This window comes from Streptomyces sp. NPDC001407 (assembly GCF_042895325.1).
Taxonomy (GTDB): domain Bacteria; phylum Actinomycetota; class Actinomycetes; order Streptomycetales; family Streptomycetaceae; genus Streptomyces.
In genome coordinates this window covers 30,631-52,785 of record NZ_JBIAWF010000030.1, presented here as the reverse complement: position 1 = coordinate 52,785, position 22,155 = coordinate 30,631, and the positions used below count along the sequence as shown (strand labels likewise).

The 22,155-nt window shown below is 71.8% G+C and carries 22 protein-coding genes; 10 read left to right on the top strand and 12 right to left on the bottom strand.

Annotation, left to right across the window (positions count from 1 at the left end; translation table 11 throughout):
- Positions 1 to 54 precede the first annotated feature (54 nt).
- The 6 genes from hflX to miaA form a co-directional block, all read right to left on the bottom strand.
- A complete protein-coding gene (gene hflX / locus ACFY1P_RS30875) occupies positions 55 to 1,548 on the bottom strand; it encodes a GTPase HflX (RefSeq protein WP_361520720.1) in 1,494 nt (497 codons plus the stop codon).
- Positions 1,549 to 1,683: 135 nt separating this feature from the next.
- The gene (locus ACFY1P_RS30870) at positions 1,684 to 3,162 is read right to left on the bottom strand and encodes a M1 family metallopeptidase (protein WP_361520717.1); all 1,479 of its coding nucleotides are present in this window, start codon (positions 3,160 to 3,162) and stop codon (positions 1,684 to 1,686) included.
- 170 nt (positions 3,163 to 3,332) lie between these two features.
- Positions 3,333 to 5,462 carry a RelA/SpoT family protein gene (locus ACFY1P_RS30865; RefSeq protein WP_390752486.1) on the bottom strand — a complete coding sequence of 710 codons (2,130 nt, stop codon included), beginning with the start codon at positions 5,460 to 5,462 and terminating at the stop codon, positions 3,333 to 3,335.
- Between the two features lie 182 nt (positions 5,463 to 5,644).
- Positions 5,645 to 6,526 (bottom strand): diaminopimelate epimerase, encoded by an 882-nt coding sequence (gene dapF, locus ACFY1P_RS30860; protein ID WP_390752485.1) that lies wholly within the window; start codon positions 6,524 to 6,526, stop codon positions 5,645 to 5,647.
- A gap of 88 nt (positions 6,527 to 6,614) precedes the next feature.
- The gene (locus ACFY1P_RS30855) at positions 6,615 to 7,070 is read right to left on the bottom strand and encodes a hypothetical protein (RefSeq protein ID WP_361520834.1); all 456 of its coding nucleotides are present in this window, start codon (positions 7,068 to 7,070) and stop codon (positions 6,615 to 6,617) included.
- Positions 7,071 to 7,178: 108 nt separating this feature from the next.
- A complete protein-coding gene (gene miaA / locus ACFY1P_RS30850) occupies positions 7,179 to 8,117 on the bottom strand; it encodes a tRNA (adenosine(37)-N6)-dimethylallyltransferase MiaA (RefSeq protein ID WP_390752484.1) in 939 nt (312 codons plus the stop codon).
- A 195-nt stretch (positions 8,118 to 8,312) separates the two neighbouring features.
- On the opposite strand from miaA, the gene ACFY1P_RS30845 reads away from it, so the two are divergent.
- Together ACFY1P_RS30845 and ACFY1P_RS30840 are read left to right on the top strand one after the other, a co-directional pair.
- A complete protein-coding gene (locus ACFY1P_RS30845) occupies positions 8,313 to 8,555 on the top strand; it encodes a gliding motility protein (RefSeq protein ID WP_361520705.1) in 243 nt (80 codons plus the stop codon).
- A 31-nt stretch (positions 8,556 to 8,586) separates the two neighbouring features.
- Complete coding sequence (locus tag ACFY1P_RS30840) at positions 8,587 to 8,832, top strand: antitoxin (RefSeq protein ID WP_361520702.1); 246 nt, start codon at positions 8,587 to 8,589, stop codon at positions 8,830 to 8,832.
- A gap of 173 nt (positions 8,833 to 9,005) precedes the next feature.
- On the opposite strand, the gene ACFY1P_RS30835 is transcribed toward ACFY1P_RS30840, so the two are convergent.
- The 4 genes from ACFY1P_RS30835 to ACFY1P_RS30820 are packed head-to-tail and all read right to left on the bottom strand — an operon-like array spanning position 9,006 to position 12,177.
- A complete protein-coding gene (locus tag ACFY1P_RS30835; RefSeq protein WP_361520699.1) occupies positions 9,006 to 9,716 on the bottom strand; it encodes a class III extradiol dioxygenase subunit B-like domain-containing protein in 711 nt (236 codons plus the stop codon).
- A gap of 29 nt (positions 9,717 to 9,745) precedes the next feature.
- The gene (locus tag ACFY1P_RS30830; RefSeq protein WP_390752483.1) at positions 9,746 to 10,183 is read right to left on the bottom strand and encodes a hypothetical protein; all 438 of its coding nucleotides are present in this window, start codon (positions 10,181 to 10,183) and stop codon (positions 9,746 to 9,748) included.
- A gap of 20 nt (positions 10,184 to 10,203) precedes the next feature.
- Positions 10,204 to 11,730 (bottom strand): tRNA (N6-isopentenyl adenosine(37)-C2)-methylthiotransferase MiaB, encoded by a 1,527-nt coding sequence (gene miaB, locus ACFY1P_RS30825; RefSeq protein ID WP_361520693.1) that lies wholly within the window; start codon positions 11,728 to 11,730, stop codon positions 10,204 to 10,206.
- Positions 11,731 to 11,772: 42 nt separating this feature from the next.
- Positions 11,773 to 12,177, bottom strand: a complete 405-nt coding sequence (locus ACFY1P_RS30820) for a DUF5997 family protein (RefSeq protein WP_361520690.1) — start codon at positions 12,175 to 12,177, stop codon at positions 11,773 to 11,775.
- Positions 12,178 to 12,235: 58 nt separating this feature from the next.
- Between ACFY1P_RS30820 and ACFY1P_RS30815 the strand changes: the two genes are divergently transcribed.
- Positions 12,236 to 13,039, top strand: a complete 804-nt coding sequence (locus ACFY1P_RS30815) for a LysR substrate-binding domain-containing protein (protein ID WP_390752482.1) — start codon at positions 12,236 to 12,238, stop codon at positions 13,037 to 13,039.
- A gap of 78 nt (positions 13,040 to 13,117) precedes the next feature.
- Entirely contained in the window at positions 13,118 to 14,116 is a 999-nt protein-coding gene (locus ACFY1P_RS30810; protein ID WP_361520684.1) for a TAXI family TRAP transporter solute-binding subunit, read from the top strand.
- Here the strand turns inward: ACFY1P_RS30810 and ACFY1P_RS30805 are convergent.
- On the bottom strand, positions 14,106 to 15,581 hold the full coding sequence (locus tag ACFY1P_RS30805) for an ATP-binding protein (protein ID WP_390752481.1): 1,476 nt from the start codon (positions 15,579 to 15,581) through the stop codon (positions 14,106 to 14,108). The two genes, ACFY1P_RS30810 and ACFY1P_RS30805, sit on opposite strands and share 11 nt — an antisense overlap.
- 15 nt (positions 15,582 to 15,596) lie before the next feature.
- Complete coding sequence (locus tag ACFY1P_RS30800) at positions 15,597 to 16,304, bottom strand: response regulator transcription factor (protein ID WP_361520679.1); 708 nt, start codon at positions 16,302 to 16,304, stop codon at positions 15,597 to 15,599.
- Positions 16,305 to 16,573: 269 nt separating this feature from the next.
- Between ACFY1P_RS30800 and ACFY1P_RS30795 the strand changes: the two genes are divergently transcribed.
- The 6 genes from ACFY1P_RS30795 to ACFY1P_RS30770 all read left to right on the top strand — a co-directional run bounded on the left by ACFY1P_RS30795 (position 16,574) and on the right by ACFY1P_RS30770 (position 22,109).
- The gene (locus ACFY1P_RS30795) at positions 16,574 to 17,359 is read left to right on the top strand and encodes an amino acid ABC transporter ATP-binding protein (RefSeq protein WP_390752480.1); all 786 of its coding nucleotides are present in this window, start codon (positions 16,574 to 16,576) and stop codon (positions 17,357 to 17,359) included.
- Positions 17,360 to 17,492: 133 nt separating this feature from the next.
- Positions 17,493 to 18,407, top strand: a complete 915-nt coding sequence (locus ACFY1P_RS30790; protein WP_361520675.1) for a glutamate ABC transporter substrate-binding protein — start codon at positions 17,493 to 17,495, stop codon at positions 18,405 to 18,407.
- A gap of 24 nt (positions 18,408 to 18,431) precedes the next feature.
- Positions 18,432 to 19,082: an amino acid ABC transporter permease gene (locus ACFY1P_RS30785; RefSeq protein WP_361520673.1), complete on the top strand. Its 651-nt coding sequence runs from the start codon at positions 18,432 to 18,434 to the stop codon at positions 19,080 to 19,082.
- Positions 19,079 to 19,999: an amino acid ABC transporter permease gene (locus ACFY1P_RS30780; protein WP_361520671.1), complete on the top strand. Its 921-nt coding sequence runs from the start codon at positions 19,079 to 19,081 to the stop codon at positions 19,997 to 19,999. Before ACFY1P_RS30785 ends, ACFY1P_RS30780 begins: the two co-directional genes overlap by 4 nt.
- 239 nt (positions 20,000 to 20,238) lie before the next feature.
- Complete coding sequence (locus ACFY1P_RS30775; protein WP_390752479.1) at positions 20,239 to 21,990, top strand: FAD-dependent monooxygenase; 1,752 nt, start codon at positions 20,239 to 20,241, stop codon at positions 21,988 to 21,990.
- 32 nt (positions 21,991 to 22,022) lie between these two features.
- Complete coding sequence (locus tag ACFY1P_RS30770; protein ID WP_361520831.1) at positions 22,023 to 22,109, top strand: putative leader peptide; 87 nt, start codon at positions 22,023 to 22,025, stop codon at positions 22,107 to 22,109.
- Positions 22,110 to 22,155 lie beyond the last annotated feature (46 nt).

The window sequence follows — 22,155 nt, the reverse complement described above, 5'->3', positions numbered from 1 at the left end:
GGCCCGCCCCCGGACGGGGGCGGGCCTTCGTGTGTGCGTACGCGCGGCAGGCGGTCAGCCGCGGGCCGCCGGGACGTAGCGCTGGAGCTCCGCGGCCAGCTCCTCGTGGACCCGCGCCTTGAGGAGCGTGCCCTCCGGGGTGTGCTCCTCGGAGATCACCTCACCGTCGGCGTGCGTCCGCGCGACGAGCGCGCCCTGCGTGTACGGCACGAGCGCCTCGATCTCGACGGAGGGCCGGGGCAGCTCGGCGTCGATCAGCTCCAGCAGCTCCGCGATGCCCTCGCCGGTGCGCGCGGAGACGGCCAGCGAGTGCTTCTCGATGCGCAGCAGGCGCTGGAGCACGAGCGGGTCGGCCGCGTCCGCCTTGTTGATCACGACGATCTCCGGCACGTCGACCGCGCCGACCTCGCGGATCACCTCGCGCACGGCGGCCAGCTGCTCCTCCGGCGCCGGGTGCGAGCCGTCCACCACGTGCAGGATCAGGTCGGAGTCCCCGACCTCCTCCATGGTGGAACGGAACGCCTCGACGAGGTGGTGCGGCAGGTGGCGTACGAAACCGACGGTGTCGGCCAGGGTGTAGAGCCGCCCGCTGGGCGTCTCGGCCCGGCGCACGGTCGGGTCGAGCGTGGCGAACAGGGAGTTCTCCACCAGCACACCGGCTCCCGTGAGCCGGTTGAGCAGCGAGGACTTGCCCGCGTTGGTGTATCCGGCGATTGCGACCGAGGGCACCTTGTTGCGACGGCGCTCCTGGCGCTTGATGTCGCGGCCGGTCTTCATCTCCGCGATCTCCCGGCGCATCTTCGCCATCTTCTCGCGGATCCGCCGGCGGTCCGTCTCGATCTTGGTCTCACCGGGACCACGCGTGGCCATGCCGCCACCGGAGGAACCGGAGCCACCGCCACCCATCTGCCGGGAGAGCGACTGACCCCAGCCGCGCAGCCGCGGCAGCATGTACTGCATCTGGGCCAGGGAGACCTGGGCCTTGCCTTCACGGGACTTGGCGTGCTGCGCGAAGATGTCGAGGATCAGGGCGGTCCGGTCGACCACCTTGACCTTGACGACGTCCTCGAGGTGGATGAGCTGGCCGGGGCTGAGCTCACCGTCGCAGACCACGGTGTCGGCGCCGGACTCCAGAACGATGTCCCGCAGCTCCAGGGCCTTGCCCGAGCCGATGTACGTGGCCGGGTCCGGCTTGTCACGGCGCTGGACGACGCCGTCGAGCACAAGGGCACCCGCCGTCTCGGCGAGGGCGGCCAGCTCCGCGAGGGAGTTCTCGGCGTCCTGCACGGTGCCCGAGGTCCACACGCCGACCAGCACCACGCGCTCCAGGCGCAGCTGGCGGTACTCGACCTCGGTGACGTCCTCCAGCTCGGTGGAGAGTCCCGCCACACGGCGCAGTGCCGCGCGCTCGGAGCGGTCGTACTGCTCGCCGTCGCGCTCCCCGTCGATCTCGTGGCTCCAGGCGACGTCCTCTTCCATCAGGGCGTCGGCCCGAAGGCTCTCCGGGAGGCTCTGCCGGTCCTGGGGAAGGGAAGAAGAGGAGGTCATTGGATCCTTACGTCGTTGGGAAGTGGCGGCCCCCGGCGAGAGGCCACACCGTCGACAACGTGCGGTGACCCCCGGAGATTCCCGGGGCGGGCCCCCGCGCCGACGTGTCGATGTTCCCACGCCGCCGCCGGGCCGTCACGCGGGTTTCCGGGTGGGCTTCCAGTCGGGGTGGCCCGGCATCGGCGGGGTGGTGGGCTCGTACAGCCAGGCGTGCAGGAACTGCGTCAGGTCCTGGTGCGAGACCCGGGAGGCCAGGGCGATGAAGTCGGCCGTGGTCGCGGTGGAGTCGCGGTGGCGGGCGACCCACTGGCGCTCCAGGTTCTCGAAGGCGGGGGTCCCGATCTTCTCGCGCAGCGCGTAGAGCACGACCGCGCTGCCGTCGTAGACGATCGGCCGGAAGATGCTGATCTTCTTTCCGGGCGCGGGCCCCTTGGGGGCGGCGGGCGGGCCCCCGTCCGTGCGCATGGCATCGGAGAACTCGTACGCCATGCGCATCCGGTCGGCGAACTTCGTGCCGCCCTTCTCCTCGGCGTAGAGCGCCTCGTACCAGGTGGCGTGGCCTTCGTTGAGCCAGAGGTCGGACCACATCCGGGGGCTGACGCTGTCGCCGAACCACTGGTGGGCGAGCTCGTGCACCATGATCGATTCGAGGTACCAGTCGGGGATGTCGGTCCGGGTGAACAGGGCGCGCTCGAAGAGGGACAGTGTCTGCGTCTCCAGCTCGAAGCCGGTGGACGCGTCGGCCATGAGCACCCCGTAGGTCTCGAAGGGGAAGGCACCGACCCGCTTCTCCATCCAGGCGATCTGGTCGGGAGTCCTCGCCGTCCACTTCTCCAGCGGCTGCTGTTCGGCTGCGGGGACCACGTCGCGGACGGGCAGCCCGTGCGGGCCGTTGCGGCGGGGGACGGCGGACCGGCCGATGGCGACCTGCGCGAGCTCGGTGGCCATGGGATGCGCGGTCCGGTACGTCCAGGTGGTCTCCCCGCCGCGGGTGACCCGGCCCAGGGGCAGACCGTTGGCGACCACGGTCAGGTCCTTGGGCGCGGTGACGTGGAAGGTGAAACGGGCCTTGTCGGAGGGGTGGTCGCTGCCCGGGAAGATCCGGTGGGCGGCATCGGCCTGATTGGCCATGACCAGCCCGTCGCTCGTGCGGACCCAGCCTCCGTCACCCGCGCCACGCGGGTCGCTGGTGTGGAGCACCTTGACCGTGAAGCGGCCGTGGGCAGGCAGGGCTCTCGCGGGGGTGACGACGAGGTCCTCGTTGACCGGCGTGAACTCCGCAGGCACTCCGTTGACCTCGATCGCGCGGACGGTGCCCTGGGTGAAGTCCAGGTTGAAGTGGTCCAGCCAGGACGTCGCCTCGGCCCTGATGGTGGTCACGGCGTCGAGCGGACGGTCGTTGCCGTGATAACCCAGGGCGATGTCGTAATCGACCACGTCGAAGCCCGGGTTGCCCAGATATGGGAAGAGCCGGTCACCGATCCCCTCCGGGGTCGCGGCGGGCGGGGCGGCGGCGCCCACGAGGAGGGCCGTGGCTGCGGCCGTGGAGACGGCGGCCCGGCGGCGTACGGAGCGACGGCGGTTCGGGGAGCGCGTCCCCGGAGAGTGCGGCATGCGTCCACCGCTATCAGCGCGGGAGGCGCCTCCGTCGGCGGCACGACGCCGCCCCACCCGTATGAGCGTTTCGGAAGGCTGTACGAGCGTCACACCGGTGGGCGTCTTCCGTGTGAAGCCCGCACACCGTCACCCGCCCGGCGTCGTCCGCGCGCCGCCTCCCCGGCCGGCTAGAGCCGCGCTCCGGCGAAGGCCCGTCCCGCCCTCTCGACGTCATAGACGCCCGGGACGCGCCGCATGGCCCGGATCAACTCCGGCAGCTGGGCGGCATCGGCCAGTTGGAGGGTGTAGGTGTGCCGCACGCGCTGCTCGTGCGGCGGTTCGACGGCGGCGGAGATGACCGCGGCGCCCTCCCCCGCGATGGCTTCCGTGAGGTCGGCCAGCAGATGCGGCCTGCTGAACGATTCGGCGAGGAGCGTGACCCTGTAGTCGAAGGCCCCCGCGCTCTCGGGGCTGCTCCAGCGCACCTCCACCGGATGGCGTCCCGAGGTGACCATCCGGCCCACCGCGGGACAGTGCGCGCGGTGCACGGTCACCGCGCCGCCCCGCACGGCGAAGCCGGTGACCTCGTCGGGCGGCACGGGCGTACAGCAGCCGGCCAGCCGCACGCTGGTGGCCGCCAGGTCGGTGCCGTCGGCGGTGACCACGACGGGCCACCGGGCGGCCGGAGCGGTGGAACGCGGCGGCGGACAGGGACGGTCCGGCGTCGGGGGCGCGAGCGCGGCGACGGGGTCCGGCACGGGGTGGGTGGCCAGCCAGCGCTCGATGGCGATGCGCGCCGCGGGCGTACGGGCGTGCTCCAGCCAGTCCGGGGACGGCCCGGAGGCGGTGTCGCGGGACATCAGCAGCTGAAGGGTGTCGCCGTCGCGCAGGACCGTGCTGAGCGTCGCCAGGCGGCCGTTGACCCGTGCGCCGATGCAGCTGTGCGCGCCGTCGCCGTACTGTGCGTACGCCGCGTCGACACAGCTCGATCCGGCCGGGAGGCCGATCGTGCCTCCGTCGGCGCGGAAGACGGTGACCTCGCGGTCCTGGGCGAGCTCGTCCCGCAGGGAGGTCCAGAAGGTGTCGGGGTCGGGCGTGGCCCGCTGCCACTCCAGGAGCCGGGAGAGCCAGCCGGGCCGGGTGGGGTCGACGCGCTCGCCGTCCGCCGCGTCGGGCGTCTCCGGGGTCGCGTAGGGGTTCCCCAGGGCGACGACACCGGCCTCGGCGACGCGGTGCATCTGGTGCGTGCGGATGAGCACCTGCGCGGCCTCGCCGCTCGGGCCGGCCACGGCGGTGTGCAGCGACTGGTAGAGGTTGAACTTCGGCACCGCGATGAAGTCCTTGAACTCCGAGACGAACGGCGTGAAGCACGTGTGGAGTTCGCCCAGGACCGCGTAGCAGTCGGCGTCCTCCGCGACCAGCACCAGGAGCCGCCCCAGGTCCGAACCGGTCACCCTGCCGCGCTTGAGCCGCACCCGGTGGACGGAGACGAAGTGCCGGGAGCGGACCAGGACGTCGGCGGCGATGCCCGCTTCACGCAGCACGGCGCGCACCCGCTCGGCCGTCTCCACCAGCGGGTCGGGCCGGTCCGCGTGGGCGAGGACGAGGTCGCGGGTGCGGGCGTACTCCTCGGGGTGGAGGATCGCGAAGACCAGGTCCTCCAGCTCGGTCTTGAGCGCCTGCACGCCCAGCCGCTCCGCGAGCGGGATGAGCACGTCGCGGGTGACCTTGGCGATGCGCGCCTGCTTCTCGGGGCGCATCACGCCGAGCGTGCGCATGTTGTGCAGCCGGTCGGCGAGCTTGATGGACATCACGCGGACGTCGTTGCCGGTGGCGACCAGCATCTTGCGGAAGGTCTCGGGCTCGGCCGCCGCGCCGTAGTCGACCTTCTCCAGCTTGGTGACGCCGTCGACCAGGAAGCGGACCTCCTCGCCGAACTGGCAGCGCACCTGATCCAGCGTCACCTCGGTGTCCTCGACCGTGTCGTGCAGGAGGGAGGCGGTCAAGGTGGTGGTCTCGGCGCCCAGTTCGGCCAGGATCAGGGTCACCGCGAGCGGGTGGGTGATGTACGGCTCGCCGCTCTTGCGCGTCTGCCCGCGGTGGGAGGACTCGGCGAGGAGATACGCCCGGCGCAGGATGTCGAGGTCGGCGCCGGGATGGTGGGCCCGGTGGACCTTGGCGACGTGGTCGATTGCGTCCGGCAGACGGCCGCGCGACCCGGAGCCGCTGAGCGCGGCGCGACCCAGCCGCCTCAGGTCGAGACGGGCTCGGCCGCGCCTGCGGCCGAGAGCACCTTCATTCGGGGCCTCTGCGCTCATGGGCACCTCCGGCAGCGTCGACCGGTGGCCGGCCCGTCGCCTCCAGACCCCGGTGCTTGATGTTACCGAGCCCATCACGCGCCGCTCACCCGCTCTCGCCCAGAGTGAAACGGATCACCCATTCGAGCGAGCCACGCAGCCAGGAGTTCGGCAGTCGCGCGGAACCGCGGTAGTGCGGGGTTTCAGCCGAGCGCCGTGGCCAGCCAGGAAGCGTCGAACACGCCCTCCGCGACGATCACAGCGGGGCCGGTCATCTCGACCGTTCCGTCCGGGGACTCACCGATCACCAGGCGGCCGCCCGGGACGTCCACGGTGTAGCTCACCGGGACGCCGGTGCGCGCCGGATCGGCGCCGTCCCGGCGGGCCGTGGCGACCATCACGGCGCAGGCTCCCGTGCCGCAGGAACGGGTCTCGCCGGAACCGCGCTCGTGCACCCGCATGGCGACGTGACGCGGGCCGCGGTCGACGACGAACTCGACATTGGTGCCGTCCGGGTACGCCTCGGCGGGCGTGACCACGGGTGCGTCGAACAGCTTGCCCGCGTCCGCGAGGTCGTCCGTGAACAGGACGGCGTGCGGATTGCCCATGTTGACGTTGCGGGCGGGCCAGCTGCGGTCCCCGACCGTGACGGTGACGTCCCCCTCGGGCATCAGCGCCTTGCCCATCGAGACGGTGATGTCGCCGCCCACGCCCTCCTTGGCGATGTGCGCCCGGCGGATGCCCGCGCGGGTCGCGATCGCGAGGTCACCGGCTCCGGCGAGGCCGGCGCGCTGGAGATACCGGGCGAAGACGCGGACGCCGTTGCCGCACATCTCGCCGATGGAGCCGTCGCTGTTGCGGTAGTCCATGAACCACTCGGCCTCGTCGGCCATGGCGCGCGCCTCGGGGTGGGCCGCGGAGCGCACGACCCGCAGGACGCCGTCGGCTCCGAGGCCGGCCCGGCGGTCGCACAGCCGGGCGACGGCGGCCGGTGACAGCTCGATCCGGCCGTCGTGGTCGGGGATGATCACGAAGTCGTTCTCGGTGCCGTGACCCTTGAGGAAGGCGATCTGCGCGGTGCTCACGCTTCGATGGTACGGGGCCCCGGGAGACGGCCCGGGGCGGGCCTTGTGGACGGCTGCGGGAGATCTCCCTGGCATCCGCCGCCGACGGCTAACGCAGGCGCGCCACGCGCCACACGGCCAGGACGACCACCACCGCGACCACGGCCACGTACGCCGCCACGTACCGCCAGTCCGGGCGGTTCCCGGAACCCCGCGGGGGCAGCCCGGGCCAGGTGTAGCCGACGCGGCGGGCCGCCATCACGGCCCAGCCCGCGGCGCAGCAGCTGATGAGCAGGCCGAGCATGGCCACGACCGGCCCGCCGTCCCCGAACTCGAAGGCGAGGGGGAAGGCGAACATCAGGGAGCCGGTGGCGGCCAGCGCGACGATGGGCGCGATCTGCCAGACGCGCAGCCTGCGCTGGGGGCGCAGTTCGCGGAACGACGCGGGCACCGGAACGGTGACACCGGTCACCGAGCCGTCGGTCTCCTCGGGGCCGTCCGGAGTGAGAGCCTCCGGTTCGCCCTGGGGCGGCTGTTGTGGTCTGTCACGAGGGCCGGCCTCCATCGCCACGCGCCCTCCCCACTCGGACTTCACCGCTCGATCGACCGCTTGATGATGGCACGCTCATGCAGGCCGGAAGGGCTTGCATAGCGTCCCGATGCCATCACGTGATCAGGCTGTGACCGCCCGTTCGAGCAACGTCAGCGCTTGCCCGGGAAGTTCCGCCCTCCGGTCCGCGGCGCCGCTCAGCCAGTGCACGCGGCCGTCCCGGCGGAACCACGAGTCCTGCCGCCGCGCGAACCGCTTCGTGGCCCGTACGGTCTCCGCGCGCGCCTCCTCCTCGGTGCACTCCCCCGCGAGGAACGCGAGTACCTGCTGATAGCCGAGCGCGCGCGAGGCGGTACGCCCTTCGCGCAGGCCTTCGCGCTCCAGGGCGCGCACCTCGTCGACGAGTCCGGCCTCCCACATGCGGTCGACGCGGACGGTGATCCGCTCGTCCAGCTCCGGGCGCTCGACGTCGACACCGATCTGCAACGCGTCGTACACGGGCTCTTCACCGGGCAGGTTGGCCGTGAACGGCTTGCCGGTGAGCTCGATGACCTCCAGGGCACGCACGATGCGCCGGCCGTTGCCCGGCAGGATCGCGCGGGCGGCGGCCGGATCCGCGGCGGCCAGCCGCGCGTGCAGCGCGCCGGGCCCCTGCTCCTCCAGTTCGCCCTCCAGGCGGGCGCGTACGGCCGGATCCGTGCCGGGGAACTCGAGGGCGTCGATCGTGCCCTTGATGTAGAGCCCGGACCCTCCGACGAGCACGGGGGTGCGACCCTCCGCGAGCAGCCGGTCGATCTCGGCGCGGGCGAGCCGCTGGTACTCGGCGACGCTGGCGGCCTCCGTGACGTCCCAGATGTCGAGCAGGTGGTGCGGCACGCCCTGCCGCTCCTCGGGCGTCAGTTTCGCGGTGCCGATGTCCATGCCCCGGTAGAGCTGCATGGAGTCCGCGTTGACCACCTCACCGCCCAGGTGCTGGGCGAGGGCGACGCCGAGATCGGACTTGCCGGCCGCCGTGGGGCCGACGACAGCGATGACCCGCGGGGCGGGACGTGCGTTTTTCACCGGGTTTTTCACCGCATCAGTCTCGCAAACCTTTGGCGCGCCCCTCGAACGAGCGACGTGACGCGACGCTGTCGGTTTCGTTGCCTGTTGCGAGGTTCCGAGAGTCGGTTCACGGACCGGTGTCCGGAAGCGGCGCAATGGAACGCTCCGGGCGACGCGGGGCTTCGCTCACACCAGTAAGGTAATGGAGTAGATATGGGCGTGTTTTCAAGGTTTCGCCGCAAGAAGGCCGAGGCGTCAACCGAAGAGGCGGCGACAGCCACTCTGACGGCGGAATCGGCCGACGAGGCGGCGACCGCCGAGACCGCCGAGGCGGAGCCGGAGAAGTCCGGCGAGGCCGAGGCGGAGGCCGCACCGGCCGAGGGAGTCGAGATTCCCAAGCAGCAGTCCGCGGAGAAGGCCGCGGACAGCGAGGCCGGTGAGGGCGCCCGTAAGTAGCTTCCGACCAGGAAAGACGAGGGAAGGCGCCATGGGCCTGTTGGACAATCTCAAGGCCAAGCTCGGTCCCGTGAAGGACAAGGTCGGCGACCTCGCGCAGCAGCACGGGGACAAGATCGAGCAGGGGTTGGAGAAGGCCGCCAAGGTCGTCGACGAGAAGACCAAGGGCAAGTACAGCAGCCAGATCGAGACAGGCACCGGCAAGGCCAAGGACGCCCTCGACCGCCTCGCGGAGAAGGACGGCAAGGGCGACGGGCCGGGCTCCACGGCTTCCTGAGACCTCGTCGACGACGGGCCGCGGAGCATCCGCTCCGCGGCCCGTCGTCGTTGCTTTTCATGGCGCGCGCGGACCGCTGTGCGCCGCTCTCCCGCCCGTACGGGCGGCGGGGCACCTGGGGTCCGGCTGGAGAGTTCCAGGCCGCCTGGGCGCCGCTCAGGGCGGAGCCCTCGCTAGGACCAGGTGGCGACGAAGTACCCCACACCGTAGGGGGCGTCGTCGTGGAGCAGTTCGCCCTTCAGGCCGGCGCCCTCGCCCGCGCCCGCCAGCACCTGCCAGGGCGCCCGTCCGGCGACCTTCAGCTCGTGGGCCAGCTCCGTGTCGAGCGCGGCCAGCGCGGCGGTGTCGGCGTCGCCCAGCGCTCGCGCGGCAGCGGCGTCGAAGCCTGCTGCCCGCTCGTCGAGGTAGCCGGGGGCCTTGAGGGTCCGGCAGGCACTGCCGTCGCCCATGACCAGCAGCGCGACCCGGCCGTCCCCCGCGACCAGTTCACGGCCGGTGTCCAGGCAGCGCGCGGCTTCCAGCATCTCGCCGACCCCGAGCCCTTCGACGGGCGCGGCGGCCCAGCCCGTACGCCCGAGCAGCCAGCCCGCGACGGCCAGGGACTGCGGCAGTTCCCGGTCTCCGGCGGGGCCGCCCTGTCCGAGCCGGACATCAGCCTCCACCCCGAAGCTCCGGAACGATCCGGCCGCGCCCTGGGGGTACGCGCCCTGTCCCGCGGAGCCGGCCGGGCCGAGCACCACGAGGCGGTCGGGGCGCGCCGCGGCCAGCACCGCCACGGCGTCCAGGCACGCGGCCCGCAGGCCGTTCAACTCGGGCGCGGCGCCGGAGGCGACCTCGGGCACCAGCAGCGGCGGACAGGGGCAGACGGCAGCGGCGACGAGCATGTCGGCACCCTAACAAGCGCGGTACGGCGTCAAGGGAGGTCGGCGCGGCCAAGCCAGGACGGCTTGACGGGCACGCCGTCCGCGTCGCATGGCGCAGCGTCCGCCACGGAAGGCCGTGGCTCGACGGGCTCGTCGGGGGTTTCCTCAGGCGCCTGAGAAGGCGCCTCCGCGGAGGGCAGCGGGGGCGGGGGCGCGTCGCTGTCGCGCAGCAGCTCGGCCACGGTGAAGCGCGTGAGGAAGGTGTCCCAGACCCCGTCCACGACCAGGTCGAATCCGTCCGTCGTGCGGAAGAGCCGACTGCGGCGGGCGCTCATCGGGTGCTGCGGCGTGTAGTGCCGGGCGCGCGTCTCCAGCTCCCGCAAGGCCTCGTCACGGGAGCCCTCGAGGTGCGCCATGACCGACCCGGAGGTGTGCTTGCGGTCCCCGGTCCCCACGGTCGTCTCGACGATCAGTCCCCAGGTCGTCAACGGATCCCCCCCTTCGCCCGTCAGTCGCAGCCGCAGCCCGCGGCGGCCGGGGCCGGCGTCGGGGCCGGGGCGCCGATGCCCGGGATGCCCAGCATGACGCCGGCCGGCTTCTCGGCGGGCGCGGCGTTGCGCTTCTCCCAGGCGTCACCGGCGCGGGTGCGGCGGACGGCGATCGCGGGGCCCTCGGCGAGCAGGTGGTGCGGGGCGGCGTAGGTGATCTCGACGGTCACCACGTCGCCGGGGCGCACCGGCTCGTCGGGCCTGCTGAAGTGGACCAGGCGGTTGTCGGGGGCGCGGCCGGACAGGCGGCGGGTCGCGTCGTCCTTGCGGCCCTCGCCCTCGGCCACGAGGATCTCCAGGGTCCGGCCGACCTGCTTCTTGTTCTCCTCCCAGGAGATCTCCTCCTGGAGGGCGACCAGGCGCTCGTAACGGGCCTGCACGACCTCCTTGGGGATCTGCCCCTCCATGTCGGCGGCAGGGGTGCCCGGGCGCTTGGAGTACTGGAAGGTGAACGCCTGCGCGAAGCGCGCCTCGCGCACGACGTGCATGGTCTGCTCGAAGTCCTCCTCGGTCTCGCCGGGGAAGCCCACGATGATGTCGGTCGAGATCGCGGCGTCGGGCATGGCGGCGCGGACCTTCTCGATGATCCCCAGGAAGCGCTCCTGGCGGTACGAGCGGCGCATCGCCTTGAGGACCGTGTCCGAACCGGACTGGAGCGGCATGTGCAGCTGCGGCATCACGTTGGGCGTCTCCGCCATCGCGGCGATGACGTCGTCGGTGAAGTCCCGGGGGTGCGGGGAGGTGAAGCGGACGCGCTCCAGGCCCTCGATCGCGCCGCACGCGCGCAGCAGCTTGGAGAACGCCTCGCGGTCGCCCATGTCGGAGCCGTAGGCGTTGACGTTCTGGCCGAGGAGGGTGACCTCGGTGACGCCCTCGGCGACGAGCGCCTCGACCTCGGCGAGGATGTCGCCGGGACGGCGGTCCTTCTCCTTGCCGCGCAGCGCCGGGACGATGCAGAAGGTGCAGGTGTTGTTGCACCCGACGGAGATGGAGACCCAGGCCGCGTACGCGCTCTCGCGCCGCGTGGGCAGCGTCGAGGGGAACGCCTCCAGGGACTCGGCGATCTCGACCTGCGCCTCTTCCTGGACGCGGGCGCGCTCCAGCAGCACCGGGAGGGAGCCGATGTTGTGCGTGCCGAAGACGACGTCCACCCAGGGGGCCCGCTTGACGATGGTGTCGCGGTCCTTCTGGGCGAGGCAGCCGCCGACGGCGATCCGCATCCCGGGCCGCTTCGTCTTCATGGGAGCCAGCCGGCCGAGGTTGCCGTACAGCTTGTTGTCGGCGTTCTCCCGCACCGCGCAGGTGTTGAAGACGACGACGTCGGCGTCGCCCTCGTCGGTGCCTTCGGGGGAGCGGACGTAGCCCGCGTCCTCCAGCAGACCGGAAAGCCGCTCGGAGTCGTGGACGTTCATCTGGCACCCGTAGGTGCGCACCTCGTATGTTCCCTTGACGTCCACTGCCTGGCTCCGGTCACCGCTGCTGGTCATTCCTCAAGGGTAAGGGGGCCCTGGAGAAGCTCCTGCCAAAGGTCAGGAACGCGGCTGACGGGACTGGTCGGCGCGCTCCGCGTTCTTCTCCTTGATGCGCACCGCCTCCTTGCGGACCTCGGCCTGGGTGGCGCGCTCCCGCTGGAGCCACTCGGGGCTGTCGTTCTTCAGCGCGTCGATCTGCTCGGTGGTGAGGGCCTCGGTGACCCCGCCGCGGGCGAGACCCGAGATGGAGACGCCCAGCTTCGCCGCGACCACCGGGCGGGGGTGCGGGCCGTTGCGGCGCAGGTCCACCAGCCACTGGGGCGGGTCGGCCTGCAGCGCGTTCAGTTCGGCGCGCGTGACGACACCCTCCTGGAACTCGGCGGGGGTGGCCTCGAGGTACACACCCAGCTTCTTGGCCGCGGTGGCGGGCTTCATCGTCTGGGTGGTCTGGTGCGACTTCATGGTTCAAGGGTATCGAGCATGTGCGCTACCTCCGACCACGAGCGGCTAACCTTGCGGAGTGACAGGCTCGGATGTATCCCCTTCGTTCCGGCTCGCCTATGTCCCGGGGGTGACGCCCACGAAGTGGGTGCGGATCTGGAACGAGCGGCTGCCCGAAATCCCACTGACTCTCGTCGCGGTGCCCGCCGCCGAAGCGTGTGAGCTGCTGCGCGAGCGCGGCGCCGACGCCGGTTTCGTACGGCTGCCGGTCGACCGGGACGACCTCAGCGCGATCCCGCTCTACACCGAGACGACGGTCGTGGTCATCCCCAAGGACCACGTCGTGGCGGCCGTCGAGGAGGTCTCCACCGAGGAGCTCGCCGACGAGATCGTGCTGCACCCCCTCGACGACACCCTCGGCTGGGAACGGCTGCCGGGGCGGCCCGCCGTCGAGCGCCCCGCCACGACGGCGGACGCCATCGAGCTGGTGGCGGCGGGAGTGGGCGTGCTCGTCGTCCCGCAGTCGCTCGCCCGCCTGCACCACCGCAAGGACCTCACGTACCGCCCGGTCACGGACGCCCCCGAGTCGCGCGTCGCGCTGTCCTGGCCGCAGGAGGAGACCACCGACCTGGTGGAGCACTTCATCGGCATCGTGCGCGGGCGGACCGTCAACAGCACACGGGGTCGTCCCCTGGCCACCGCGCAGCCGGAGGCACAGCCGAAGCAGAAGCGTCCCGGGGCGGGCGGTGCGCAGCGCAAGCCCGCGGCCGGCAAGCCGACCGGGAAGGGCCCGCGGGGCGGTTCCGGCGGCGCCAAGGGGGGCAAGAGCCCGCGCGGTGGTTCCGGCGGTCCCAAGCGCGGCAAGCCCCGCCGCCGGTCGTAGCCCGCCGGGCTCACGGGGCGCGGTACCGACCGCGTCCGCCCCCTGCCGAAGCCTTGCCGGGCCTGGCAGGATCCGCCCATGACTCTCCGGCTCCCCCGCCCCGGCCGCCGTCGCGCCCTGCAGACGGGCGTGGCGGCCACGGCCGTGCTCGCCCTCCTGGCGTGGTGGCTGGTGTCGCTGCACGGCTCGTCGTCGCCGAGCGGCCGGATGTCGTTCGCGACCGGGGTGCCGACGGGGGTGTACGCGAAGTACGGCGACCTCCTGAAGGAGGATCTCGGGCGGGACATGCCCTCCCTGGACGTGCGGCTGCGGCGCAGCCAGGGGTCGCTGGACAACCTCAGGCAGCTCACGTCGGGCAAGGCCGACTTCACGCTGGCCGCCGCCGACGCCGTCGCCACCTACCGGGACCGGCGGGAGCCCGGCTGGGCGGGACTGCGGGCCTGCGCGCGGCTCTACGACGACTACATCCAGCTGGTGGTCCAGAAGGACTCCCGGGTGCAGTCGGCGCGTGACCTCAAGGGGATGCGGGTGGGCGTCGGCACGGACGAGTCCGGCGTGCAGCTGATCACCAGGAGGCTGCTCAAGGCCGCCGGGCTCGACTTCGGCAAGGACATCGTGCCCGTGCGCGTGGGGATCGACCGGATGCCGGCGCTGCTGGAGCAGGGGCGGATCGACGCGTTCTTCTGGTCGGGCGGACTGCCCACCAATGCCGTGCAGAGCCTCGGGCGGCGCCTGTCGATCCGGCTCGTCCAGCTGGGCGACCTCATAGAGCCACTGCACGCGCTCGGTCCGGAGACGCGTTACTACAGGGCGGCCGTCATGCCCGCGGACGCGTATCCGGAACTGCACGCCGGACAGGCGGTGAAGACGATCGCGGTCGCCAATCTCCTCATCACGATGGACCACGCGGACACCCGTCTCGCGGAGAGCGTCACCCGGTCGGTCATGAACAGCCGCGACCGCATAGGGCAGAAGGTGCACGCGGCCCAGAAAGTGGACCTCCGCACGGCGATTTTCACCGACCCCCTGGATCTGCACACGGGCGCCCGGCGGTACTACCTGTCGGTCAAGCCTTAGCGGTGCTCCCCCGGCCGCCGATCGTTCGCCGGAGCGAATCACCGGCCCTGGCCGCCGCCCCTTCGGCGGCACGGTCGCGCGGCACGCGGATCACCGCCCGCAGACCCCGCGGGGTGTTCGGGGCGTACGAGAGCGTGGCACCGCCCGCTGCGAGGAGGGCGCGGGAGATGGACAGGCCGAGGCCGGATCCGTCGACGTTCTGATGGCGGCTGCTGCGCCAGAACCGGTCGCCGATCCGGGTGAGTTCCTCCTCGGTGAGGCCGGGGCCGCCGTCGGCCACGGTGACGGCCACCGTGTCCCCGTCGACCGCGACACCGACGTCCACGGCGGCGCCCGCGGGGGTGAACTTCAGGGCGTTGTCCACCACGGCGTCGAGCGCGCTGGAGAGCGCCACCGGATCGGCCCAGCCGGTCACGGCGGCGGGCCCGCTGTGCGTGAGGGCGACACGCTCGCGGTCGGCCACCGGCGACCAGGCACCCACCCGGTCGGTGACGATCTCGGCGATGTCGGCCAACTGGAGGTCCGCGGAGGCGTGCTCGGCCAGCGCCAGGCCCAGCAGGTCGTCGAGGACCCGCGCCAGGCGCCCGCCCTCGGCCCGGACGGAGGCGATCTCCTCGTGCCCGTCCGGCAGGTCCAGCGCGAGCAGGTCGATGCGCAGCAGCAGGGCCGAGAGGGGATTGCGCAGCTGGTGCGAGGCGTCGGCGACGAAGGCGCGCTGCTGCTCCAGGATCTCCTCGACGTGGTCGGCCATCTCGTTGAACGAACGGGCCAGGCGCCGCAGTTCGGGCGGGCCGTTGTCCACCGCGACGCGGGAGTTCATCCGCCCGGTGGCTATGCCGTGCGTGGCGGTGTCGAGGATCCGTACGGGCCGCAGCACCCAGCCGGTGAGCCGGAAGGCAGCCCCGACGGCGAGCAGCATGGCCGCGGTCTCGCCCGCTCCGAGCAGCAGCCAGGAGTGCAGGATCCGGGACCGCAGCCGGCCGGTGGGTGAGTCCGTGACGACCACGGCGACGACGTCCCCGTCCCGGATGACGGGTGAGGCGACGGTCAGCCGGCGGCGCTGGAAGGGCCACACCTGCCCGGGGTCGTGGCTGCGCCGCCCGGCCAGGGCCTCCTGGAACGCCCGCTGCCCCTCGCCCTGGTCGGGTACGGGCCAGTCGGCGGGGGCGACGGCCATGGCGCTGCGGTCGCGGTAGAAGATGCCGACACGGATGCCGTACAGGCCCTCGTACCGCGCGAGTTCGGAGCGCAGGGTGCCGAGCCGTTCGTCATTACCGGCCGCAGGGTCGAGCGGGCGTGCGGTGACGTACTGCGCGAGGGAGGCGAAGCGCGCGGTGTCGTCGATGCGGTCGACGACCAGCCGCTGCTGTTCGGCGGCGGCGATGCTCGCGGCGAGCGGGAAGCCCAGCGCCAGCAGCACTCCTGCCAGCAGGACGATGAGCAGCGGGAGGAGTCGGGTGCGCACGGTCTCGTACGGCCGTCACGCGGCCGGGACGACGATTTTGTAGCCGACGCCACGGACCGTCTCGATGAGGGCGGGCATGCCGAGCTTGGACCGGAGCGAGGCGATGTGCACCTCCAGGGTGCGCCCTGTGCCCTCCCAACTGGTGCGCCACACCTCGCTGATGATCTGCTCGCGGCGGAAGACGACTCCGGGGCGCTGGGCGAGCAGCGCCAGCAGGTCGAATTCCTTGCGGGTGAGCGGGACGGGCGTACCGCTGACGGACACCTCCCGGTTGGGCAGCTCGACGGTCAGGGCGCCCAGGCGCAGCGCGCGCGGGCCGTCGGGGTCGCGGGTGTCGTCTGCGCCGTCCTCGACGGGCGGGGTGCGCCGGGCGACGGCGTGGATGCGCGCGAGGAGTTCGCCGGTGTCGTAGGGCTTCACCACATAGTCGTCGGCGCCGAGGTTGAGGCCGTGGATCTTGGAGCGGGTGTCGGCGCGGGCGGTGACCATGATGACGGGCGTGGCGGTGCGCTTGCGGATCCTGCCGCAGACCTCGAAGCCGTCCTGGTCGGGCAGGCCGAGGTCGAGCAGGACGACGGCGAAGGGCACGCCGCCGGCGGGCAGCAGCGCCTGGAGGGCCTCCTCGCCGCTGCGGGCGTGGGTGACGTCGAAACCGTGCCTGGCCAGCACCGCGGACAGGGCAGCGGCGACATGGTCGTCGTCCTCCACGAGCAGCAGTCTCAATCCGCGCCCTCCGTCCGGCCGTGGTGTCGCAACACCGCATCCACGCTGATGGACGCCCACCCCGTCAAGAGGGTTGCGGGGGTGAAGGAGCTTCCGTTATCCACCCGGTACGCCCGCACTCCCCGCGTGCGCGCCGTGCGCCCCCTTCACGCAGAGTGTCCCTTTGCCGCCGGATCGTTATGCTCAATTTCAGCTCAGATGTAATGACGCTGGTCGTTCCCGCTGATTAGGGTCCTCCCCAACCGAGGAGGATGGAGCGAGGAACGCCGATGAGCGAAGTATCGGTGACCGACGCCGGGGCGGCCGCCGCGGCTCCCCCGGACGCACTGGTCGTCCTGAACAGCGTCAACAAGCACTTCGGCGCCCTGCATGTCCTCCAGGACATCGATCTGTCCGTCGCACGCGGTGAAGTCGTCGTCATCATCGGGCCGTCGGGGTCCGGTAAGTCCACCCTGTGCCGGACGATCAACCGGCTGGAGACGACCGACTCCGGCTCGATCACCATCGACGGCCGACCGCTCCCCCAGGAGGGCAAGGAGCTGGCCCGGCTGCGCGCCGACGTCGGCATGGTCTTCCAGTCCTTCAACCTCTTCGCCCACAAGACGGTGCTGGAGAACGTGACCCTGGGCCAGGTCAAGGTCCGCCGGACGGACCGGAGGACGGCCGAGCAGAAGGCGCGCGGCCTGCTCGACCGCGTGGGCGTGGGCGCCCAGGCAGACAAGTACCCCGCGCAGCTCTCCGGCGGCCAGCAGCAGCGCGTGGCGATCGCCCGCGCGCTCGCCATGGAGCCGAAGCTGATGCTCTTCGACGAGCCGACGTCGGCGCTCGACCCGGAGATGATCAACGAGGTGCTGGAGGTCATGCAGCAGCTCGCGCGGGACGGCATGACCATGATCGTCGTCACCCACGAGATGGGCTTCGCGCGATCGGCGGCCAACCGCGTGGTCTTCATGGCGGACGGCCGGATCGTCGAGGAGGCCCGGCCGGACCAGTTCTTCAGCAATCCGCGGAGCGACCGGGCGAAGGACTTCCTGTCGAAGATCCTCCACCACTGATCCGCGACCCGTGCGCCTGACGTCCGCTCACCGCACGCCCCATCACATCGGCCGCTGCGGCCTTCCCCCGCTGTGACCACGTCGGCGCCGCATTCCCTTCCGACAACGCCCGCAGACGCAAAGGATGTTCACCATGAAGCTCCGCAAAACCGCCGCAGCGGCCGCCGTGGTGCTGGCGCTCACCGCGTCCGCCTGCGGCAAGTCCGGCAGCCCGGACGACAAGAACGACAAGGCGGGCGACGGGAAGCCGGCACCCGCCGCCCCGGTCTACAAGGTGAACACCGCCGCGGACGTGAAGGGTTCGCCCGTCTTCGAGAAGATCAAGGGCAAGAAGATCACCATCGGAACCAAGGCCGACCAGCCCGGCCTCGGCTTCGAGAACCCCAGCACCAAGAAGCGCTCGGGCTTCGACGTGGAGATAGCCCGGATGATCGCTGCGGACCTCGGCTTCGACGAGGACCACATCACTTTCAAGACCATCCCCTCCGAGGCCCGTGAGACCCAGATAGCCACGGGAGGCGTCGATCTGTACGTCGGCACGTACACGATCAACGACGAGCGCAAGAAGCAGGTCGGCTTCGGCGGCCCGTACTACGTCGCCGGCCAGGACCTGCTGGTGAAGGCCGACAGCAGCATCAAGGGGCCGGACGACCTCAAGGGCAAGAAGGTCTGCTCGGCGGCCGGTTCCACACCGCTCAAGCGCATCAAGGAAGCCAAGTACGGCGTGGCCGAGGCCATGTCGCAGCAGGGCTATCAGCTGTGCGTGCAGCAGCTCGTCGGCGGCTCGGTGGACGCCGTCACCACGGACGACGCCATCCTCAAGGGCTACGCGGCGGAGAACAAGGGCGCGCTGAAGGTCGTCGGCAATCCGTTCTCCAAGGAGCCGTACGGCGTCGGCCTCAAGAAGGACGACAAGGCGCTGCGCGACGCCGTCGACAACGCCATCGAGGCCCACGAGAAGAACGGCGACTGGAAGAAGGCGTACGACGCCACGCTCGGCCTCTCCGGCATCCCGGCCTCCTCGCCGCCCGCTGTCGACCGCTACTGACCGGCGGCGGATCGGAGAGTTGACGTGAACGTTCTGTCGGACAACTTCGCGATGTTCCGCGAAGGCTTCGTCGGCACCGTGGAGCTGACCGTGCTCAGCGCGCTGCTCGCCCTGGTGGGGGGCGTGCTGATCGCGGCGTTCCGCGTCTCGCCCGTGCCCGCCCTGCGCATATTCGGCAGCACCTGGGTGACCCTGCTGCTCAACACTCCCCTGGTGCTGCTCTTCCTCGCCGTCACCCTGGGCCTGCCGGCGCTGGGCCTCAAGGGGTGGGACTCCTTCTGGCTCGCCGTCATGGCCCTGGGCGGCTACACCTCCGCGTTCGTCTGCGAGGCCGTCAGGTCCGGCATCAACGCCGTGCCGGTGGGCCAGGCGGAGGCCGCCCGGTCCATCGGGATGACCTTCACCCAGACCCTCGGCCAGATCGTGCTGCCGCAGGCCACCCGGACAGCCGTACCGCCGCTCGGCAGCCTGATGATCGCCCTCGCCAAGAACACCGCGATCGCCTCGAGCTTCAACGTCACCGAACTGGGCTCCGTGCAGAAGACCCTCAACGCCGACTCGGGTTACAACATCTTCGTCATCTTCCTCTGGATCGCCATCTGTTACGTCATCATCACCTTCGCGATCAGCGGCCTGTTCCGGCTGCTGGAGAACCGGCTGGCGGTGGCCCGATGAGCGCGAGCGTCCTCTTCGACGTACCCGGCCCCAAGGCACGCGCCCGCAACCGGGTCTACGGCATCCTCTCCACGGTGGCAGTCCTCGGGCTGGTCGCCTTCGTCGTCTACCGGCTGGACGACACCGGGCAGTTCCAGGGCGACCTGTGGAACATCTACGAATACACCAGCACCCAGCGGCAGATCCTCGACGGCCTGCGGACCACCGTCGAGACCTTCGCGATCGCCGCCGCCCTGTCGGTCGTCCTCGGCGTGGTGCTGACGGCCGCCCGGCTGTCCGAGCACAAAGCGCTGCGCTGGGCGGGCGTCGTGGCCGTCGAGGCGTTCCGCGCCATGCCACTGCTCATCATGATCTTCCTGCTCTGGGCGGCCGTCTTCACATCCGACCCGATGTGGGCGCTCGTCATAGGGCTGACGCTCTACAACGGCTCGGTGCAGTCGGAGATCTTCCGCTCCGGGATCAACGCGCTGCCCAAGGGGCAGAGCGAGGCGGCGTACGCACTGGGCCTGCGCAAGACGCAGGTGATGACGAACGTCCTCGTCCCCCAGGCGGTCCGCACCATGCTGCCGTCCATCATCAGCCAGCTCGTGGTCACCCTCAAGGACACCTCGCTGGGCTACATCATCGTCTACGAGGAGCTGCTGTTCGTCGGCAAGCGGTTCGCGGAACAGCGGCCGCCCGTGAACGGCGTCTACGCCTTCATCCCGATGGTGATCGTCTTCGGTTCGATCTACATCCTGCTGTGTCTGGCACTGTCCTCCGTCGCGACGTGGGTCGAACGGCGCACGAAACGCTCGCGCAAGGGCTCCCCGCCCCCGATGGCCGCGCCCGGCGCCGCCGTCATGGCCGGTCCCGCCCTCGGCGCGACCGGCGCCACCGGCGCACCCGGCACGGACGGGCCCAAGACCGGCCCATGACGGCACGGGTGACGCCCCGTCGGCCACGGTGGACGACGGGGCGCGCCCGCACCGGCGCGCCGCGACAAGAGCTCTGATCACTTGACGCAAGCACCCGCAATGGGTTGCATACGTTCTGTGATCGAGCACCGCGTTCCCCCCGCCGGCCCCCGTGCACACCGAGCGGTGCGCACGGCCGTGACGCACCGAGGAGCCCCCGGCACGGCCGCGGGCCGTCGCGGGACGCAGGGAGCGGTGCCGTGGATCCGGTGATCGTCGTCGGAGCCGGGCCGGTCGGCCTCACGCTCGCGCTCACTCTCGCCCGCCGTGGCGTCCGCGTCGTCGTCCTCGACGAGACTCCCGCCGACGGCGGGGACGGCGAGGAACCGCGCCCGGCCCGCACGGCCGTACTGCGCCCCGACACCGCCGAGATGCTGGAGCGCCTGGGGTGTTCCTTCGCGGACGGCACCCGGTGGACCGGCTGGCGGACCCTGCGCCGACGCGCCATGGTCGCCCAGGTGCCCTTCGCGGGGCCGGACGGGGCCCCGGGGCCCGACGACGCCGAGGAGGCCGCGGAAGAGGGCACGAGGGCTCCGGAGGAGGCCCGTGATCCCTCGCCGTTGCACGTACCGCAGCACGCGTTGACACGGGAGCTGCGGGCGATGCTCGACCGCGAGAGCGGCGTACGGATCGTCCCCGGCGGCCATCTGGACACCCTGCGACAGGACTCCGCCGGGATCACCGCGCACACCCGCGGCAGCAATGGCGGGCACTGGCGCGGCAGTTACCTCGTCGGCTGCGACGGCGCGCGCTCGACCGTACGCAAACTGCTGGGCGCCCGCTTTCCGGGACGTACGGCCGTCGAGCGGCACGCGGTCGCCGCCCTCCGCACCGAACTGCCCTGGCCGGGAGAGGCCGTGCTGCACCGGTCGCCGCCGCTCGGCAGTGAGGTGACGGCCCGTCCGCTGCCGGACGGCATCTGGCGGCTCGACTGGCTGCTGCCACCGGGCGGCGACCTGGTCACGCCCGACACCCTGCTCACACTGGTCCGCGACTCGCTGTCCACCTGGTGCGGCGAAGTGCCGCCGTACGAGCTTCTGGACACCGGCGTGCACGCGGTGCACCACAGGCTCACCCGCCGCATGCGCACGGGGCGGGCCTTTCTCGCCGGCGACGCGGCACACCTGCTGGGAGCACTGGGCACCCAGGGGCTCGACGAGGGCCTGCGGGACGCCGGGAACCTCGCCTGGAAGCTCACTCTCGCCTGGCACCAAGGCGCTTCGGAGACGCTCCTCGACAGCTACCAGACAGAGCGCCGCGGGGCGATCGTGGCCCGACTGCGCGCCGCCGACCGGGCCCTGACGACGGTACGGAGCACAGGGGGGTGGCGCACGGCGCGGCGCGCGCTGATGCCGGGCGCCGTGCGCGGTCACGACGAGCTGCTCACCGACGGTCATCTCGGGCGCGGCATGCTCGCCGCGCCCCCGGTCTACGACCGCACGCCCCTGGCACCGGCCGGTCCGCCCACGGCCTCCGTCACGGTGGCCACTGCTCCCGGCGATCCGGTCAAGGACGTTCCGGTCACCGCGCCGGACGGGTCGGTCGTCGGGCTCCGGGACCGGCTGGGCGGCGATCTGCTGGTGGTCCTGGTCGCGCCCGGCACGGGTGTGTGGGAGCGGCGGCACTGGCTGGGCGCCGGCCTCATGCCGGGACTCGCGGCGGCGATCGGCGCACTGCCCATGCCGGCGGAACTGCTGGTGGCCGAGGCGTATCCAGGGGCCGCCGCGCACACCGTGCTGATGGTGCGTCCGGACGGGCATCTGGTCGCGGCGATGGCCGGGGTGCGGCCCGCCGAACTGTACGCCTGCGCGGACGCAGTACGCGGCGGGTCGCCTGCACCGCGCGGGCAGGCTCCGGGGAGCGAGGGGCCGGAAGGGGCCGCCGCCGCCGAACGAGCCGGGCGCGCCGGAGAACCCGACGGAACGCCCAGTGAGGCCACGGCCAACCGTTGACCCGCCCGTACGACCGTGGTTGACTACGGAACGTGACTGACAGTGGCGCGCGTTTCTGGCGGAGGGTCCATCTCGACCTCGTCCGCTACGCGGGCTGCGTCTGTCGTCCGTCCTGCTGATCCGCTTCCTCTTCGCGTGGCCACGCCGAGTGCTGCCGCGCGCTCC